The sequence below is a fragment of the Flavobacterium johnsoniae UW101 genome (genome assembly GCF_000016645.1).
Taxonomy (GTDB): domain Bacteria; phylum Bacteroidota; class Bacteroidia; order Flavobacteriales; family Flavobacteriaceae; genus Flavobacterium; species Flavobacterium johnsoniae.
Window position 1 is genome coordinate 3,199,985 of record NC_009441.1, and the last position, 18,032, is coordinate 3,218,016.

At 31.6% G+C, this 18,032-nt stretch carries 17 protein-coding genes; 7 read left to right on the forward strand and 10 right to left on the reverse strand.

What is annotated here, in order from left to right:
- Positions 1-34 precede the first annotated feature (34 nt).
- Both FJOH_RS13945 and hxpB read left to right on the forward strand, forming a co-directional pair.
- Positions 35-784 carry a hypothetical protein gene (locus FJOH_RS13945; protein WP_012024751.1) on the forward strand — a complete coding sequence of 250 codons (750 nt, stop codon included), beginning with the start codon at positions 35-37 and terminating at the stop codon, positions 782-784.
- A 269-nt stretch (positions 785-1,053) separates the two neighbouring features.
- Positions 1,054-1,719 (forward strand): hexitol phosphatase HxpB, encoded by a 666-nt coding sequence (gene hxpB / locus FJOH_RS13950; RefSeq protein ID WP_012024752.1) that lies wholly within the window; start codon positions 1,054-1,056, stop codon positions 1,717-1,719.
- Positions 1,720-2,032: 313 nt separating this feature from the next.
- On the opposite strand, the gene FJOH_RS13955 is transcribed toward hxpB, so the two are convergent.
- The 8 genes from FJOH_RS13955 to FJOH_RS13990 form a co-directional block, all read right to left on the reverse strand.
- A complete protein-coding gene (locus tag FJOH_RS13955) occupies positions 2,033-2,638 on the reverse strand; it encodes a hypothetical protein (RefSeq protein WP_012024753.1) in 606 nt (201 codons plus the stop codon).
- On the reverse strand, positions 2,638-3,606 hold the full coding sequence (locus FJOH_RS13960; RefSeq protein ID WP_012024754.1) for a hypothetical protein: 969 nt from the start codon (positions 3,604-3,606) through the stop codon (positions 2,638-2,640). Before FJOH_RS13960 ends, FJOH_RS13955 begins: the two co-directional genes overlap by 1 nt.
- Before the next feature lie 283 nt (positions 3,607-3,889).
- Entirely contained in the window at positions 3,890-6,436 is a 2,547-nt protein-coding gene (locus FJOH_RS13965) for a DUF262 domain-containing protein (RefSeq protein ID WP_012024755.1), read from the reverse strand.
- Positions 6,433-8,238, reverse strand: a complete 1,806-nt coding sequence (locus tag FJOH_RS13970; protein ID WP_012024756.1) for a DUF262 domain-containing protein — start codon at positions 8,236-8,238, stop codon at positions 6,433-6,435. The genes FJOH_RS13965 and FJOH_RS13970 overlap by 4 nt, the downstream gene beginning before the upstream one ends.
- A 188-nt stretch (positions 8,239-8,426) precedes the next feature.
- On the reverse strand, positions 8,427-11,453 hold the full coding sequence (locus FJOH_RS13975) for a type I restriction endonuclease subunit R (RefSeq protein WP_012024757.1): 3,027 nt from the start codon (positions 11,451-11,453) through the stop codon (positions 8,427-8,429).
- Entirely contained in the window at positions 11,450-12,157 is a 708-nt protein-coding gene (locus FJOH_RS13980; protein WP_012024758.1) for an HNH endonuclease, read from the reverse strand. Before FJOH_RS13980 ends, FJOH_RS13975 begins: the two co-directional genes overlap by 4 nt.
- Positions 12,144-13,376 (reverse strand): AAA family ATPase, encoded by a 1,233-nt coding sequence (locus FJOH_RS13985; RefSeq protein WP_012024759.1) that lies wholly within the window; start codon positions 13,374-13,376, stop codon positions 12,144-12,146. The genes FJOH_RS13980 and FJOH_RS13985 overlap by 14 nt, the downstream gene beginning before the upstream one ends.
- Before the next feature lies 1 nt (position 13,377).
- Positions 13,378-14,181: a restriction endonuclease subunit S gene (locus FJOH_RS13990; RefSeq protein WP_012024760.1), complete on the reverse strand. Its 804-nt coding sequence runs from the start codon at positions 14,179-14,181 to the stop codon at positions 13,378-13,380.
- Between FJOH_RS13990 and FJOH_RS13995 the strand changes: the two genes are divergently transcribed.
- The 5 genes from FJOH_RS13995 to FJOH_RS14015 all read left to right on the forward strand — a co-directional run bounded on the left by FJOH_RS13995 (position 14,167) and on the right by FJOH_RS14015 (position 16,968).
- A complete protein-coding gene (locus FJOH_RS13995; protein WP_052295189.1) occupies positions 14,167-14,532 on the forward strand; it encodes a hypothetical protein in 366 nt (121 codons plus the stop codon). The two genes, FJOH_RS13990 and FJOH_RS13995, sit on opposite strands and share 15 nt — an antisense overlap.
- Before the next feature lie 5 nt (positions 14,533-14,537).
- A complete protein-coding gene (locus FJOH_RS14000) occupies positions 14,538-14,849 on the forward strand; it encodes a hypothetical protein (RefSeq protein ID WP_012024761.1) in 312 nt (103 codons plus the stop codon).
- Positions 14,846-15,181, forward strand: coding sequence for a helix-turn-helix domain-containing protein (locus FJOH_RS14005; RefSeq protein WP_012024762.1), 336 nt, complete (start codon positions 14,846-14,848; stop codon positions 15,179-15,181). Before FJOH_RS14000 ends, FJOH_RS14005 begins: the two co-directional genes overlap by 4 nt.
- Before the next feature lie 164 nt (positions 15,182-15,345).
- Positions 15,346-15,714: a hypothetical protein gene (locus tag FJOH_RS14010; protein ID WP_123875764.1), complete on the forward strand. Its 369-nt coding sequence runs from the start codon at positions 15,346-15,348 to the stop codon at positions 15,712-15,714.
- Positions 15,715-16,134: 420 nt separating this feature from the next.
- Positions 16,135-16,968 (forward strand): T9SS sorting signal type C domain-containing protein, encoded by an 834-nt coding sequence (locus FJOH_RS14015; RefSeq protein ID WP_012024764.1) that lies wholly within the window; start codon positions 16,135-16,137, stop codon positions 16,966-16,968.
- Between the two features lie 352 nt (positions 16,969-17,320).
- On the opposite strand, the gene FJOH_RS14020 is transcribed toward FJOH_RS14015, so the two are convergent.
- Together FJOH_RS14020 and FJOH_RS26560 are read right to left on the reverse strand one after the other, a co-directional pair.
- On the reverse strand, positions 17,321-17,710 hold the full coding sequence (locus FJOH_RS14020; RefSeq protein ID WP_012024765.1) for a hypothetical protein: 390 nt from the start codon (positions 17,708-17,710) through the stop codon (positions 17,321-17,323).
- A gap of 203 nt (positions 17,711-17,913) precedes the next feature.
- Positions 17,914-17,967, reverse strand: coding sequence for a hypothetical protein (locus FJOH_RS26560; RefSeq protein ID WP_073099591.1), 54 nt, complete (start codon positions 17,965-17,967; stop codon positions 17,914-17,916).
- Positions 17,968-18,032: the final 65 nt, after the last annotated feature.

An 18,032-nucleotide genomic window follows, 5' to 3' on the forward strand; every position in this document is an offset into this window, starting at 1 on the left:
TGTTAATAAATTTAAATATACCAACAAGTATCTTATGAAAATAAATCTACTTATAATTTTTACATTGTTTGCAGCCAGCATCAATGCTCAAAATCGAATGGATGAACCATTGCCAATAATAACAAAAAAAAGCAGCGCATTAATATTAGCTACCGGTTGGTTAAAAAACTCTTCTGGACAATGGATAAGCGGAAAGAATAAAATACCTCAAGATCTTCGTGAAAATCAAAAGCTTTTAGGTAACTATGAGTCGTATGGTTTAGGTACTGACAATTTTAATTCGCTTGAAATAAAAGACGTAAAAATTGCTGATAGTACATATGCGATTATAATTAAAAAATACAGGGATGGTTTTTATACTTATAGTTCAATCCAAAAAGGCTGGAACAATAAAGTAAGTTGTAAATACTATGTAGTATCAAAGGCAGAATTAGCTAATGCATACAAGTTAACACCTGATTATCTAAATAAAACAACAATGAGAATATTATATGAAGGCACTTTGATGTTTATTAATACCCAAACCTTCAATGATAGGAATATATCAAAAGACCTGGCTTCTAATGTTAAGCAGAATTCACATAATCGAGATTTTTTTGAACATAGATTAGGTTTGAATATATATTACTTTAAAGCAAAAAACCTTGTGCAATTTTACCTATACGATGCCAATTCTTATAGTATGGATATGGAATATGAAGATGATGAAAGTCAGAAAGCTACAAAGTATTATGAAACAGATGCCATAAACTTCAAAAAATTTCTAAATTTTTCAGTTCTATAACAAATTATATTAAATCCTTTATACTTAAACTTATGAATTGAAACTTAAAAAAACTGGTCAGAAATCGTAACTGCAGCCACACGTGATTGGTATCCCGGATTTTTCCCATAGGATGCATTTGGTTATAAGATCTATCAGAAACGTCATGCCAGTCAGTTTTAGATTTTTTAATTTCTTTATTTTTGACTGGCGGGGAAGAAGCTGGCCATAAAGATTAGTATAAGTAAATAAAAATAATAGTAATGAAAAATAACGTAATTGCATCGTAAATGTTTGAAGCTGTAATTTTTGATATGGATGGTTTGTTGATTGATTCTGAGCCATTTTGGAGAACCGCAGAAAAAGAAGTATTTGGAAGTTTAGGGATTCAGGTAAGGGACGATCTGGCCGTTCAAACCAGCCGAATGACAACAAGAGAGGTCACTGAATATTGGTACAATTATAAACCGTGGAAGCAGAGGGGTCTGCACGAAGTGGAACAAGAGGTGATTGATAGAGTCGGGGAGCTTATTGATCATAAAGGGACTATGATGCCAGGAGTTATCGAACTGATTCAGTATTTCAAAAAATTAGGCTGCAAAATAGGGCTGGCTACAAATTCCCCATACTGCCTTGTTCCCAAAGTACTTAAAAAATTGGAGATCGAAGAGTATTTTGATAGTACCATATCAGCAGATTTTGTAGAAAAGCCAAAGCCATACCCTGATATCTATCTAAAAACAGCACTTGAACTTGATGTCAGAGCTGCCAAATGCATTGTATTTGAAGATTCAAAATCCGGTATAAGTGCTGCTCTTGCCGCTGGTATGAGAGTAGTGGCGGTTCCCGAATCAGGAAAATTTTATGATCAAGGGTTTGATATAGCGGATATAAAAATTAGAAAACTTAATGATTTTTGTGATAAACATATGAAAATGTTGAATTTAGCTGGTTAGGCAGTGTTTTCTTTTGTTTTTTTTTTTTGCGATTGTTTTTAGTATTGTTTTGGCCGGTGAGAGGGGAGATGGTAGGATAGGGAGGTTGATTTGAACGGTACTAAATTGGGTAGTGTTTCAAAGTAAGTGATATGAGATTTTGAAATTCTAACCTTTTGAAATTGAATAATTTTTAGAAATAAATAATTTAAAGATGATATGGTTTCCTTTTCTTAATTTTTCCGTCAACTCTGAATTGACATTAACTATTAAAACTTTCTTCATATTTATCTATATTAAATGTTGCTTTTTTTAAACTAAAGAAGTAATTATTTTAGTCTTCATCTTTGTGATCTTCCTTATAAATTAGGTCGTTTAACCTAAGATTCTCTAGATCAATTTCCTTACTATAGATAATATTAATTCTTTTAAGAATCATAAATAAAATAAGGAAAATATCAATTGTATATTTATAAAGGAAAAAACCTAGAAATAACTGAATTACAAAATTAAAATCCTTATTGATAAGGACACATAATAAATCGTTTAATGAATATATGTTTACAATAAGAATGGTGGAAAGAAACAATGCAATTAAGGCTTTAACAGAAACATAAACTGAAAAAGAAACATTGTATAAAGTTTCTTTAAGTAGCGCCAATCTTGTCTTCTTTTGCCTAAAAGATATTTTTAGATTTTCTGATGAAATACTTGAAATAAGAAGCACTAAGATATTTAAATAAAGTCCAATTAGAATAGACAAACAAATACCAAAAATATTTTTAACATCATTATCTGGAATTTTAATTAAAACTAAAACTGTAGAAGCTAATAGTGGAATATAAATAAATTCTTTTTTATAATCGGACTTATTCTTTACATTAACTAAAGAGTCTTTGTGACCGATTATAATATTTTTTATATTTAGTTTTGAATACATTATAAAATATTTAAATCAAAACCTCTGATTAATTTCTTAGCTTCTTTATTTATATTTTTAAAATCAGAAAAGCCTTTATTATTATTAGCTACATTGATAACGTAATAAGGTCTAACTTTAAAGGTATCTTCTAAATCAATGGTTCTGGTATTTCCATCTTTTGTTGCCACGACCTTAACATTTGCATCATCATCAAATCCAATATTTCTAAACTCTGTTCCTTCGAAAAACCCTTCATTATTTTCTAAGTTTTTTAGTATTTTCTTTTTTGTATTAAAAGGAATCACTGAATTCTCTAATGGAATAATTCGAAGTTCGACTTTATATTTTGAACCATCAATATAAGTTCCTAAATATTGTTCCGCCTTGTCGCTGGAAATAATTTTTTGGCTTAAAGTAATGCTATTATATTGACCAAATTCTAAGTATTCTTTGATAATTTCAGATTCAACAAAATTGCTTATTTTACAATTTAAACCAGATAAATTTTCATATACAAATTTTCTAAAAAGTTTGTCAAAAACACCTTTTGCAGAATGCTTACCTTCTCTTTCTAAAACAATAAACCCATATTTCAGACCTAGAGGAACAATTATCATAAAGTAATAAGGTCTTTCTACTGATTGACCTTTCTTTTTGGTATAGAGAACTGTTTTTTCTTTATTACTTTCTACTACATCTTGTTCTTTACCGTCATCATCTCCAATCATGATTTTACCGGCAATATATCTTAGTGAATCATTAAATTTGAAAATACTTTTTACTTCATTGCCATTTTTTATTTTTTCAATTTTTGCAGTTTTATCATCTATTTGCAAAGGAGGAAAAGTATCAACAAAGTTAGGAAATCCATTCTTAAGCTTAAGATATAAATCATTACCAAATACATCTTCTAAAACTACATTTTCAGTTGGTTTCCTATTTGGGTGAGCTATAAAAGTATATATTTCTAACTTTCTATTTTCCATATCTTTTCTCAAGGTTGATAATTACAAAAGGCTTATTTAACATACATTTTAATTAAGAGAAATTAAGTATAATTTAATTACCAGTAAACGAACAAATATTGAAATTTATTTATTAATAATTTTACGGATAACCATAATCTTAAATCAATTATTTGCAATTCTACTGATTAATTGCCATTTTGTAGCAGGTATTTATACTGTTTTTAAGAAATTTAAATATAAAGTAAATGTTTGATCATTTTCTATTTGTGGTTTGCGAATAGACATAATGTTCTATGTTTGATTATGATATTGTTTTCAGATTAGTGCATAATGTTTGAATTTCTTGCACAATGTTGCTGAAATGGATTTGTTTAAAATAATGTTTAAAGTTATCATCATAATTATAATCAGTCAGATTATTTACTATCAGTTGATTTGCTAATCTATTTCTAATTATGTCTGCTTCATTATAAAAACAAAAGTCATAAATGTTTTTATTAAGAGAATACCTAATATCTAGTCTATATGTTTTATTGCTAAATTCATATCCAGTTATTGAGATACCTGGATGCCCAGTGCTACCTTTGTCCCAAAGGAACTCGATTTTTTCAAATGGCTCAATATTTATTAATTTCTTATATATAAATTTTAATAAAAAAATAGTTCTAAGTTCTAAATGATAACCGATTATTGTTTTTGCAGGTAGCAATCGTATATCATCATTATTGTTCCATCTAATCTCCATCAATTTAGATTGCTGCAACGGGTAGGCAGATTCAACAAAGTAATATTCCCATTGATCAATATTGTATTGGTGAGAATTTATAATATCTATTAAAATAGAATTGAAATCTAAACGTATATTTTCTCTCTTGATAATTTCTAAGATTAGAAGTTCTAATATTTTTAATTTATCATCTTGTATAAAAACTCTTCTCCAGTTTTCATTTCTACTACGCAAAGAATCTGTATCAGTTTTACAGAACGTCCAATTTGAATTAACTTTTATCAAATAATCTCCTAGAGATAACAAAGCCCTTTGTAACAAAAATTCTTCGGTATCTTTTTCAAATAATAAATATAATACTTTAGAATAACTTTCAAATTGCTCATAGTTATAGTTATCACCTCCGTCAGATTGACACAAATTAAAAATAAAATTAATTTGTCCGTAAAAATATGGGTGTTTTTCCAGCTTGTCAATACAAGAATGCCATTGTTCATTTTTAAGTAAACGACCTTTAGTCTTTTCCTCATTAAGTTGGTTTTGATTGAAAAACCTTAATTCAAAGTTGTCAGCATTTATTATATCACTAAGTAAAACTGAGTCTAAAAAATGTTCATTAAACAAATTGTCAATGGTATTCAAGGCTATATATAGGTTTTCGGGATTTTGGATGTAAGTATTATAAATTATATTTCTTAAAATTCGCAACCAATTTTTTAAATGAGTAATTTTACATGATTGAACTTTTTGAAAATATTTTATAATAGCATAATACATTGCGTGATCCCATAAGTTCAATGTAAAGGAACTCTTCTTTATGTAAGCATTTAGGATAGAATTCGAAGCAAAAGGTTTTGTTGTTACTTCAGTTATTGCAACTGTAAATTCCATATTCTCACTTAGCTTAAACAAAGCATTAAAAGCATCAGTAATAAATTCTAAAGCTTCGTAAGAAAATAATTCAAATAAAAAGTCATTGTGATCTTCTCGTTTTATTTTACTTAAAAATTTACTAATAGGAATATATTGCACTTTTTCTCTATCATAAGAATCAGTATTTCGTATATCTTGGACAAGACTTTTTAAAAAATCAGGTATTTCTCTTTCTTTGCCACTGCCTAAATGATAGTTTAATGCCATTGTCTTCAAAAAATTGAAATATAAATCATCAAGCCCTGTGTAGTCAACATCTAAATTTTTCCAAAAAAAATCTAACCAAATAGTATCAATCTTTACCCAAAAATCTCTTAAAAAAATCTTTTGTTCTCCAGAATCATATTTTTTCTCAGTAAAATTTTGCAACCAAGCTTTGAAATGCTCAAAATCGGTCAATTGTTTTCCTCTTTCATTCATTTTTATATATAACTCATCTGATTGATTCAGTTCATGCAAATCAAAAAAATCAAACGTAAATGAAAGTGTTTTTAATTCTATTTCTTTAAAGTTTAGTTCTGGTGATTTAGAAAATTCTTTGTGTATTTGCTCTAGCATTACAATCGCACCGTTAACTGTTGCGTCGTAATCCCATTTAGATAAATACCAGATATACTTACTTATTTGATCTTTTATATTTATTTTATTTTTACTATCAATATCACTTCGGATTTTAAGAATATTATCATTACTAGATAACTCATCAAAAAAAGCCAATGCTGATTTTCGATTGTTGTATTTAAAATTGGTTAACCAATTACCATGACCATTTCCTTTTCGCATATTGATGTACCAATATAGTAGAAATAAAGTGGTTAATCTTTGCTGTCCGTCTAACGGAATAAAACGTAAAGTATTTTTTAAAGTAATTACTTCGGTGCTAATTGTTGAGTCTACATTAATGTTAAATTGATTGGCATATTGTTTTACAGTACTTAAAAGTTTTTCGACAGCTTCTGAATGCAATTTCATTTTCTCAAGCTCATCTTTACCTTCAACCTTTCCATAAATAAAACCTAAATGTATAGGCTCTCCTTTTATTATACTGCTAACTAAATTGGAGACAAATTTTTCTCGAATGTAAGTAACATTTTCTTGCTCTCTACCTTGGGCGTAATCTCTTTGTATTATAGGAATTTCTATAATATACTGATTAATTAGTTCAAAAAAAGAATAATTCTTCATCATAGCGGTACACCTAAAAATTGTTTTATTTTATTTTTTATATCTTCCACATATGCTTCTCTATCCATAGTATTCCAGTAGTTCATGGTAATTTTATCTGAAGGAGTCATTGCTTTTTGGAATACCATTTTTGTAGCTAAAGGAATATAGGCTCCGTCGTCAATTAAGTTATTGATTCCAAGTACCATTTCGCGTTTTTTTCTAAAGACCTTGTTACCAACTCTAATATTTGTCAAATTATCCAAAAGGCATAGATTTGAAATACTGTCTTTGTCAAATATTTCAAGTAATTGACTCTCGATATTTTTCACGACAGTATTTGTTTTAGCTAAGTCTGATAGGTCAATTTCCGCCCATAATTTTAGATATTCTGCATTTAATTCTAAATCTTGTGTTATCTCTTGAAGTTCATTATACCAGTCATTTAAATCGTCAAGATTTTCGAAGCCTTTTGAATTCTTAGCATAGATATGTTCGATATTCCATAGCTTGACTTTCTTAAATAAATCGAATGGAAATTTATAATATTTGTCTGTTAGTTGTGCAACAGCTATATTATATATTAGTAAAATTTGAAATACGCTATATTTACCATACTTTATTTCGTCAGGATTGTATTTGCTTTTGAAACTTTTTTCGTCTTGAAAAAACTCCTCTACCAGAATTTGTCTTAAATAATTATTTAATTCTTCTTTGTTTGATTTCTCTTTATACTTTACAATAATATCATGAACAGATTTGTTGGTGAGATGAACTAATGCGCCTAATAAATGATAGGTTTCTCTATTGTTAAACCATTCTTCCAATTGGCTATAAAGAGAAGAAAGATTTCTCCATTCAGGCTTTTTGTCAGAATTAAAAGCTTTTTCATATTCACGATAGGTGTAAAAAAGATCTTCTGTTTTTTTGCCTTTACCTTTTTCAAGTTGTAATAAGAGAGTAATTTTATTTGCTATTTCCCTATTATCCTTTTCACTATTTATAAAACTCCAAAAAGAAGGTATTTTTAAATGATGTTCAATTGCATTCCATTCATCTGCAAATTGATTTTCTTCGTATGCTTTACGAGTAGCATCTGATATGCTATTTAATTCAAGTACATATAGTCCCTTGATTAATTCTGCCTGATCAAGGTTAATCTTTCCATCATTAAAATTTATAAATGTGTTGGTAGCATTATCTGTCGTGCTTTTTTCTGTATACCATATTACTTTGGTCCTATACAGGAGGTTTCTATGTACAACTTCTTTTCTTTCCTCAGCAATACAAAACCATCGCTTTATTATACAGTATGCCTTAAAAAAGTAGAAATTATCAACACTGTCAGTTATCCCATATGTATTAATAAAATTTTTTTTCCAGTAATCTGATATTTCACGATCAAGCTGCTCCTCGCTAATTTCAATAAAATCGAGGATGTTGTAATTATTTAATTGTCCTAGAAACCTATTTACACCATCTTTGTTACCTCTTGTCTCGTATTTTAAATTAAAGAAGTCGCTATTAAGCAAATATTTTAAAATAAGATAGATTGTCGTTGAGCGTTGTTGACCATCAATTAATTCATAAATAGTTTCCTCCTTTTTTTTTAAAACAAGCGGTTGTAGGCAATAGAAGCTTTCTTTACTAGAATTAAAAGTAATTATGTCATTTAATAATGAATGAATTTCTCTAATTCCCCAGCGGTAACCTCGTTGATATTTATCAATCGTAAAAGTTAGCCCTTCTAGCTGATAAATAAATTTTAGAGATTCTTTAGTATTACTAATTCTGTTATTTAGTGAATCATTTTTTATTTCCTCCACGTGTATATTAGTGTGATTTGGTTTTAATTTACAGCAAATTGTTTATTAGTTTCTTAACTACTTCTTGATACTAAAAATTAATTTTAAAAAGATAATTATGAATGAAAATTAAAAATTCTTAAAAAAAAGACCAATTTACAGGTCTTCAAAATAAACTGCTTATTATTATGGTTCCAACAAAGCAAAAGTTATTCGTTATGTAATTTGTTTATCTTATTAAATGCCTCTTTAGCTAACAATCCAGTCACCGTTTTATTAAAATCTTTTTCTTCCATATATCTTGCAAATATATCTTCATTTTGATCTATACGTTCTAAAAATAGTTGTTGTAAAACATTTTTAAACATCAAGGTAAATTTATCTTGTGGATTAGATTGTGCTGCTTGTACAATGTCATCATTTTCAATGGCTGATTCAATAATTTGATCAAAGAAATATTGATCGGATTGGGTAAAATCAGTCCCGTAACGTTCATTTACTACATCTACAATTCTAGATATAGGGGTATATTCTTCTCGTACCATTCCTGTAGCAACATCTGTTGGACCATCAAGTTGGTATTGTTTGGGTGTTTTTAAACTTATAGAGCCTTCACTAATTTTTTGTAAGCGATAATATTCTAAACGAACCGTGTCATCAAAATTATAGCCTGCTCCTGTATTTCGTTTGGGTAATTTGTTTGATAAATGCCTTAAGAAAATAAATAGTTTCTCTAAATCAGAATCCTGATAAGGTATAATTTGACTTAAAAAAGCATACAAATTTTTATAGGCTGTTATTTTACCTCTCCATAATTCGGCTTCTTCTTTTTGCTCTTGTAAAAAATGTCTGAAATTTTCAACAGGAATATCTAAGATATGATTCATATTCTCGTGATCCTTGTTGCTCTGTTTTTCCTTAGGTTTAAAATAGATTTCAGTAAAATGGTTTATATCATCATAAGTAAATATATCTTCTAATAATAATTCTTGTTGAATACGATATAAATTATTAGGGTCTGCTTCCTGACCTAGTACAGCACCTTCATAGTAGGTTTTAAAAGCTGCTTGAATCTCCTCGCGGTCATTTACAAAATCAAGAACAAAGGTATCTTCTTTGAGTGGATGGGTACGATTTAAACGTGATAAAGTTTGTACTGATTGAATACCCGACAAACGTTTATCTACATACATAGTATGCAAAAGCGGTTGATCAAATCCTGTTTGGTATTTATCGGCTACTAATAAAATACTATACTCTGGAGTAGCAAAATGTTCCGGTAACTCTTTTTCTTTGATTCCCTTATTCATTTCAACTTCTGTATAAAGAGTGTCGGGCAATTTATCGTCTTTCACTTCTCCCGAAAAAGCCACTAGTGATTTTATATTATAGCCTTTGGCTTTAATTACTTCGTCAAAACTTTGCTTATAGCGAACCGCTTCTAATCGAGAACCCGTAACGACCATTGCTTTTGCTTTACCTCCTATTTTATGCCGCGTCGATTGGTAAAAGTGTTCAACCATTACCTCTGTTTTTTGTGCAATATTGTGCGGATGCAAACGCATAAAGCGACCTAAGGCTCTAGCAGCCTTCTTGCGTTCTACTTTAGGGTCTTCTTCAGAAGCTTTAATCAATTTGTAAAAAGTAGCATAAGATGTATAATTTTCTAAAACGTCTAAGATAAAACCTTCTTCAATGGCTTGATGCATCGTGTATTTATGAAGCGGTTCGCCATTGGTAGCAAATAATTTTATGGTTTTATGTTTGGGCGTGGCTGTAAAAGCAAAGAAACTAATGTTTTTTTGATGTCCACGTTTTGCCATATTACGGTAAAGAGCCTCTAGACCGTAGGCTTCTTCCTCTTGTGCTTTTTCTTGCGCTTCTTGTGCTAAGGCTTCGCCTCCAAGTACTTCTTTTAAATCGGCAGCAGTTTCTCCTGATTGTGAGCTATGGGCTTCGTCAACTAAAATGGCGTAATTTTTTGTCTTTAGCAAACCTATTGTTTCTTCTCCACGTTCTTCGGCTAGTTTTCGTAATTGATCCGTTACAAACGGAAACTTTTGTAAGGTGGTTATAATAATTGGAACACCATTTTCCAAAGCCTCGGCTAATTGTTTAGAGTCTTTATCTATTTTTAAAACAACGCCTTTTTTGTGTTCAAACTGGTAAATAGTGTCTTGTAATTGTCTATCTAATACCAATCGATCTGTAATAACTACTACCGAATCAAACAAACGGGTATTGTCTGTTTTATGTAAAGAAGATAAACGATGCGCTGCCCAGGCTATGGTATTACTTTTGCCACTTCCTGCGGAATGCTCTATTAAATAATTAGTCCCAACATCATCCTTTAATGCCGTTTCAATCATACTGCGAACAGCTTGTAACTGATGATAACGAGGGAAAATCATTGTTTCTTTTTTTATTTTTCTCCCTTCATCAGTGATTCTTTCCTCTACTTGTAAATGAATAAACTTACCTAAAATATCCATTAGACTATCTTTTTGCAAGACTTCTTTCCAGAGGTAGGATGTTTTATAACTCAATCCTAGTATATCTACAGGATTGCCAGCACCACCTTCGTTTCCTTTATTAAAAGGAAGAAAATAAGTGGCTTCTTTGGCTAAACGAGTCGTCATTTCGACCACATCGGTATCTACCACAAAATGAACCAATGTTCTTTTTTTAAATTCAAACAATAGCTCACGCGGATCACGATCGTTGGAATATTGCTTTTTGGCGTGGGTAATGTTTTGATGTGATAGTTGATTTTTAAGTTCTAAGGTTACCAGAGGAATACCGTTTACACTTAAAACGACATCGATTGAATTTTGATTGCGATTACTATAATAGAGCTGACGCGTAATCCCGAATATATTTTTATGATAACGTTCTAAAACTTCTTCATTCATAGAATGCGAAGGTTTAAAATAAGCCAACTGCAATTGTTTACCATAACATTTAAAACCGTGACGTAAGGTGGACAAAATGCCGTGAAGCTCAATCCATTTTGTTAAATCATAAAAAATTTGATTCCCTGTGTTGTCCCCTAAAATAGATTGCAATTTCTCCCACGTTTTAGGCTGGGTCTTTTGTATAAAAGCAAGTGTAGTTTCAGGAAAAATAGCTTTGTCTTTGTCATAACTGCTACTAGCTATAGTTTTGTAACCTGTGGCAAGCAATACGGTTTCTATACACTTTTCAAAAGCTATTTCTTTAGTTTGGTTATTTCTCATACTTTTCCTGAATGATTTAAGTGATTGGCTAGTCTTGGTGTAATTGAATTTGTATTTACATCAAAACAGCTAGTTTCTGTGCCTATAAAAGTATTGATTAATTCTTGTCGAACAGCAGGAACGCCTTCAAATGCTTTCATCCAAATAGAAAAGAAACCTATTGACTGTGCTTCTCTAACTATTCTTCGAATATTAACTTCCCCATTATTATAATCATTCAGCGCTTCTTTCGCCTGTATCCAAGCTTGTACTCTTTGACCTGATCTTAGTAAGGCTGTAAAAAGTTTAGTTTCATCTATTAAATCTTCCTCATCAATGTTTAGATTTACCAAATCGATCGTATTTTGAGCCATAGTATCTATTGGTGCAACACTTGTAGCAATAACCTCTCCAGTTTCTAAATACTCAAAACCAATGAAGGTATTGTCTCTATCTGGTAGCAAATAGGTTGCCTCATTTATAATTTTAACTCTTTTTGCTGAATTACAATTGACACAAGCTAATAAAAAATTATCCCAATTTTCTCTAAGATGACTGTAACCCAATGTATCGTCTTTTGGAAAAATATGTTCAATTGCTAAATTGGTTGCTATTTGTCTTTCACAATAAGAACAATAGGTGCCAATTCTATCAACCAAAGGTCGTTTTGCATCTTCATATTCTGCAAAAACTTGGGGTGAAATTCCTTTATTAATTGGTCTCATCTGTAATAATACCTTTACTTTCTAATAATGCTATATAGGCTGGATTATCTGAAAATGGAGCTAACAATTGAGCTAATTCTACTTGAATTTCAGATTTTCTTTCATCGCCTGCTTTTTTAAATTCACTTGATAAAGTCAAATATTTTTCAGCTACCGCTTTCATTTCTTTAATTCTTGGGCTATATTCTGTATTTTGAATATCCATCACATATTTTGAAACTTCTTCTAAACTTTTACCATAAGGTTCTACTACTATTTCATTGTCAAGTGATATTAATTCCCCTTCACGCGCTGTTTGAATGATAAATGGAGAATGCGTAGTAAGTATGAATTGAATGTTTGGAAAAATGTTTCTTAAGTTTTCTAAAAGTTCTAACTGCCATTTTGGATGGAGATGCAACTCAATTTCATCAATTAATACAACACCATATCCAAGTAAAGGATTTTCTAACTCTGGATTGGCTAAGGCTAATCGTCGACCTAAATCAGAAATCAAAGCAATAAAAGCTCTTTCACCATCCGACAACTGTTTTACATCGATAACTTTTTCGCCTTTTAGGATTACCAAACGTAAAGGATTGGTTTCAACGTGTAAATCCCCAAAATCTTCCATAAATTGAGAAATAGCCGAATTGATTGCTTCAATGGTATTTTGATTAAAAGGAGCTTCAGTATTAGTAGCAGATACGTTATATCTATACATCAAATCTTTATAATCTACTAAGCGATTTTCTAATGCGCCATTATAAGCCATTGCCTGACCTGAAGGAACAATCTCAGGTAATCTTTTAGGAAATTTGTAACCTGCTCTATCTGTTGTATAAAAAACAGCTAAAGGAGCTTGATCGTCTCCGCGTTGTGTGTCTCCATAAGCATTAGTAATTATCTCTCTTACTCTTTTAGGTAATTTGGTTGAGATTTCCTTGGATCCATAATCAATAGTAAAATTTACAGGATGACCAGCACAATTTGTTTTTAAAGTTAGTTGCATAGCCTCTTTTCCTATCGCTATATCACTCTCTTTTATCTTAATTCTTCTTGATTTTGAAGGTGATATTTGAGGTACTAAACGAGATAAAGCCAAAACCAAAGCGTCTAAAATGGCTGTTTTCCCTTTTCCGTTAACACCTGCTATTAAAGTAATATTAGAATGGAATTCAAAATGACGGTCATCTTCTAAAGCCCTGAAATTTTTTATACTTAACTCTCGAATTCGCATATTAATCTAAGTTTATTTCGCCATTAATTGTAGCAGATATTATGGCAGTTCTTTTTTCTTTTAATAATTCAATTGAAGTTGATATTTTATTTGCAATATTGAAATGATTGAAATAAATATTCTCAAGACGTTCAACAACCAAAATTTGTTCATTTAAATCTGGAATAGGAATTTGAATATCTCCAAGTTTCTGTTGATTGAGAATAGGTAATGTAGCACTATTTGCTAACATTTTAGATATTTTTATTGTAGCCGATAAAGAGTAGGCAACAAACATTTTATTAATATCATTATTAAGTTCAATTATATTAATTTGTTGATTAGTATAAAAATTAGTATCTGTTACAGCTATCTTTCCAAGTGTGGCACCAATACCAACAAACATAACGGAATTAGAATCATAAAGTCTAACATTATTATCTTCAACAACTTCAAAACTTAATTTTCGTTTAGATTCATTTACAAAATTGAAGTCTTCATTAAAATCCCCTGGAGTAAACCAATTCCAAACATTTTCGTTTAATTCTTCAATTGGAATATCATACCCATTTGGAGTACTACCAGTATCAATGTTTTTACTCAAATACTTCAACTTCACTACCTTCCAATGCTCAGGAATTTCCCCAAACCATTCTATACCCGAATCCTTCATAGCTACATTAGGGGCTAACCCCTTAATAATGTTTTGGATAATAACCGCTTTTTTCTTTTCGTCGAGTAACTCAATTAACCTCGTTTTCTTTGGACAAAATTGAATTTTACTGATGCCGAAAGTAATGGTAATTTCAAAATGAACCAGTACCATCAGAATTACGGCTATGATCTGGAAGCGGCAGTGTCCAAACATTCGATCAAGGAACTGGAGACCCCGAAATTTAAAGAAGATCTTCTAAACTCTTTAAAGAAAGGCAACCTGCAGTCGGTCACTTTTGTGGTTTCGGGTGTGGAAAGTAAGATGTATATAGAAGCCAATCCCCATTTTAAAACCGTGAATGTTTATGATGCAAATATGCAGCGCATCAACCATCGAGAAAGCAAAGCCGAGAAACAGCAGCAAGGGGAAGATAAATCGGTATCCAGAGAACAGAAGAACAATGTGGAAGGTGTGAAAGGGCAAGAGGAAAGGAAAAGAAACAAACAGTCGCATTCAATGTAAAGATGATGGAAAGTTTACAGCCCCTGCTGGATTTCTTTTCCGCAATTGAAAAGGACTTTCGGATCAGCAGCACGCACATTGCCATTTATGCGGCGCTGCTGCGGTACCGTTCCCTTAAGGGTTTTATCAATCCTATTGAGGTTTTTAGAGTGGAGCTGGTTCCTGCAGCTAAAATTTCTTCTAAATCAACCTATCATAAATGCCTGCAGGAACTGCATGAGTACGGCTATCTGCGGTATGAACCTTCCTTTAAGAAAACCAGGGGCAGCAGAATATATTTTTTTGATTTTGAAATTAGTAAAACACACCTCTTATGAAACCATTTACTTTTGAAGATCTCCCCAATATCCTGGGAACACTATCCCTGCGAGTGGAAAATATAGAACGTCTCTTAAAAGAGATCCAAAACCGCTCCCCTGAGGATGAGGATGCGGGTCTGATGACCATCATTGAAGCCTCAAAACTGATCCGGCTTTCGGTTGCCACAATATACTCGAAAGTCTGCCGCAATGAGATTCCGGTAAGCAAGCAGGGCAAACAGCTGTATTTTTTAAGATCGGAGCTTTTGGACTGGATTAAGGCCGGGCGGATCAAAACGATTTCAGAACTGCAGACGGAAGTAGATCAGAAATGCAAAAACAGGGATTGAATTTGTCCCTGTTTTTTGATTTTATACTAGGCAGGTTCTTTTTAGCGCAGTACTTCTGCAGTAGTACAATTCTGTATGGTATGTTAATGTTAGAATTTGGAACAATTTGATTTCATTTCGTGTTTGGTTTTGTAACTAATTTTGCTTTTTTAAATAACAGCATTATGACAGCACAGGAAGAAAAAAAAACGGATGCTTTTATACTGGCATCCACCAGGTTGAAAAGCACCTCAAAGGAATATCTGGCAGTAAAGACACTGCTGGAGCATGGAAATCTTTTGTACTGTTTTTTGGGGAAATGGGAAACACTGGATCTCACTAAGATATTCATTCAGATGCAGTTCACTTACCAATATGTGACCGGGGGGATTCAATTGCGTGAGAACAGTAAAGAAGAATACTATGCTAAATATATAAAGCCTAAAACCGCTTTGCCGGCCGACTATTATCCAAATACTGTATTGGCAGTGGGAAAGATGGAAAAATATGATGAAAGCCAGCCGGGATGGGTAGATAAAAGGACTAAAAAATAGGTGCTCAGCACACTTTCGTACAGACAATACTGTAACGCTTTGGATCAGAAAAGATTCTGATACGTCTTTTAACAACGAAGACGGCCTATAAGTTTCCCATTTTTCTTTGCTTGAAATTTTAACTAATTTATTTAATGGGAATTCTAATTTGTATGAAAAAAATCGTACTTTAGATAAATCTCTGAACGTTTAACGGTTAATTAATCAGATAAACAGCATCCTTTGCTGTTTAATAGTGTTGCAGCATTTTGCTTTTCTGCTGTTAACTGAATAGTGTGCTTTAATGTAATGTCAAAAAGAATCCTTGAAGTTGTCCTTAGTAAAAGGACGGCTGAGACGTAACTTGACAGCGGTGTAAGGAATTTTAGATTTTTTATTAAATAATTTTTAGTACTGTCATTAATTTTAAACTAGGGTCTTATGAAAAAACTTTACTTGTCGTTTGTGCTGCTTTTTCCTATTCAGTCTGTTCTTTTCTCTCATTCTGTTCAAGCTTGTGGACCTATCGTCACACAGAGCGGTAACGTTAAAAACAATGTCAGTTTATCTCCCGTATTCTCTGATGGGATAGAATATGAAAGACACCGTGTCTGGCTTAATTTGACCAATTCGCAGGGTTTATTCAAACAGATCTTAATTGCTTATGTGACAGGGGCTACCAATGGCTACGATCACAATTATGATGCTCCGACCATGGACGCCAATAAGTATGCTGATTTTTTCAGCATTATCGAATCCAATAAGCTGGTGATTCAGGGGCGTGCCGTGCCGTTTGATGTCTCCGATACCATTCCTGTGGGATACAGGTCGGAAATTACTGGAAAGCTGACCATTTCCATTGATCATACCGATGGCGATTTAGATGTGCTGAATATTTACTTAGAAGACAAAGAAACCGGTACTATGCATAATTTAAAATCGGGCAGTTATACTTTTTCAACTCTCTCCGGCACGTTTACTGATCGTTTTGTAATCCGCTATATAGCAGATAAAAAATTAGGAATAAATGAAATGGAAAAGCAGCTGCAGCATCTCAGCGTGGCTTCAAAAAATCAGGTCATCAGTGTAAAATCATTTCCTGCAGCTTTAAAGAAAGTTTCTGTTTTTGATATTACCGGAAAATTACTCTACAGCAGTCCGCATCTTGGATCTTCCGAACTTGAAATAGCAAACATTCTTACCGGTCCGCAGATTCTACTGGTCAAAACTACCTTAGAAAATGAAAATATAGTAACCAGGAAGGTGATTTTTTAAGTTTGAAGCATAGAAAAGCGCTAAAAAAAGAAAGGCTTAAAAATTGGCTGCCAAGATGCTGTGCCGACTACCATGAAAGGGTATGTCTTAGATAGCAGGGATGGATAAATTCCAAAACCCAATAAACGGTGCAATCAAGGTCAAATATCTGCAAATTGAAAGATAGTACACCTTTGCAGATTTCAAATATAACTGCAGCGGCACTATTGGAGCAATAGGAAAAGCAGAAGAGAACTGTTTCGGTTTTTCAAAACATCATTGTTCATTATTTGCACCGTGCCGCATCACACATACTTGTTTTAAAATAAAAAGCCCGCATTGTCAATGCGGGCTTTTTATTTTATTTTGGTAATTATACCCTTTTTACACCAGAAATTCTCTGTTTAAAGTTTTTTGCGGACATATAATTGTTGTAGTTAACTATATAAGATTTTGTTACACAATTGCCAATATGCCAATGACTTGTTGTTCCTATTTCCCAAGAATATGTTATTGTTGTAAAATCAGCATTTTCGTAACAGTTTGAGTTAAGTATTTCCTCTAATTTTAGAAAAATTTCATCTTGATTATCGTCAATAATTTTTTGTATTTGTTTATCTGATAAGAATTCGTTCTCTTCATGATCATAAGAAATCATTATTACCTGACCCTGATTTTCAATTATAGATTCCATCTCTTTTTCATCTTTAGCATAACCTACCAAAAATTTTCTTTGCCCTATTTTAACTTCTTTTACCGCCATGTTTTTCTTTCAAATTTAAGGACAATATAAACTCATTTTTAATTTGTCGTTAGTTTTAATTTTTTCAAGATATTATGAAATAAAAAAGCCTTACAATATAAGTAAGGCTAAGTTTTAACTTTTTGCTTCATTTATCATTTCAATTATTTCTTCAGGTACCAAAGATATAAAAATGAACTTTATCATATTCTCATTAGAGCACTTCATAGATCTGAAACATGAACAAAAACTTGGTTCCCGCCATTATTTGGTGTAATAAATCCAAATCCTTATTTCTTCATTAAAAAATTTTACAGTAACTTATTGCATCTTACAATTTTAA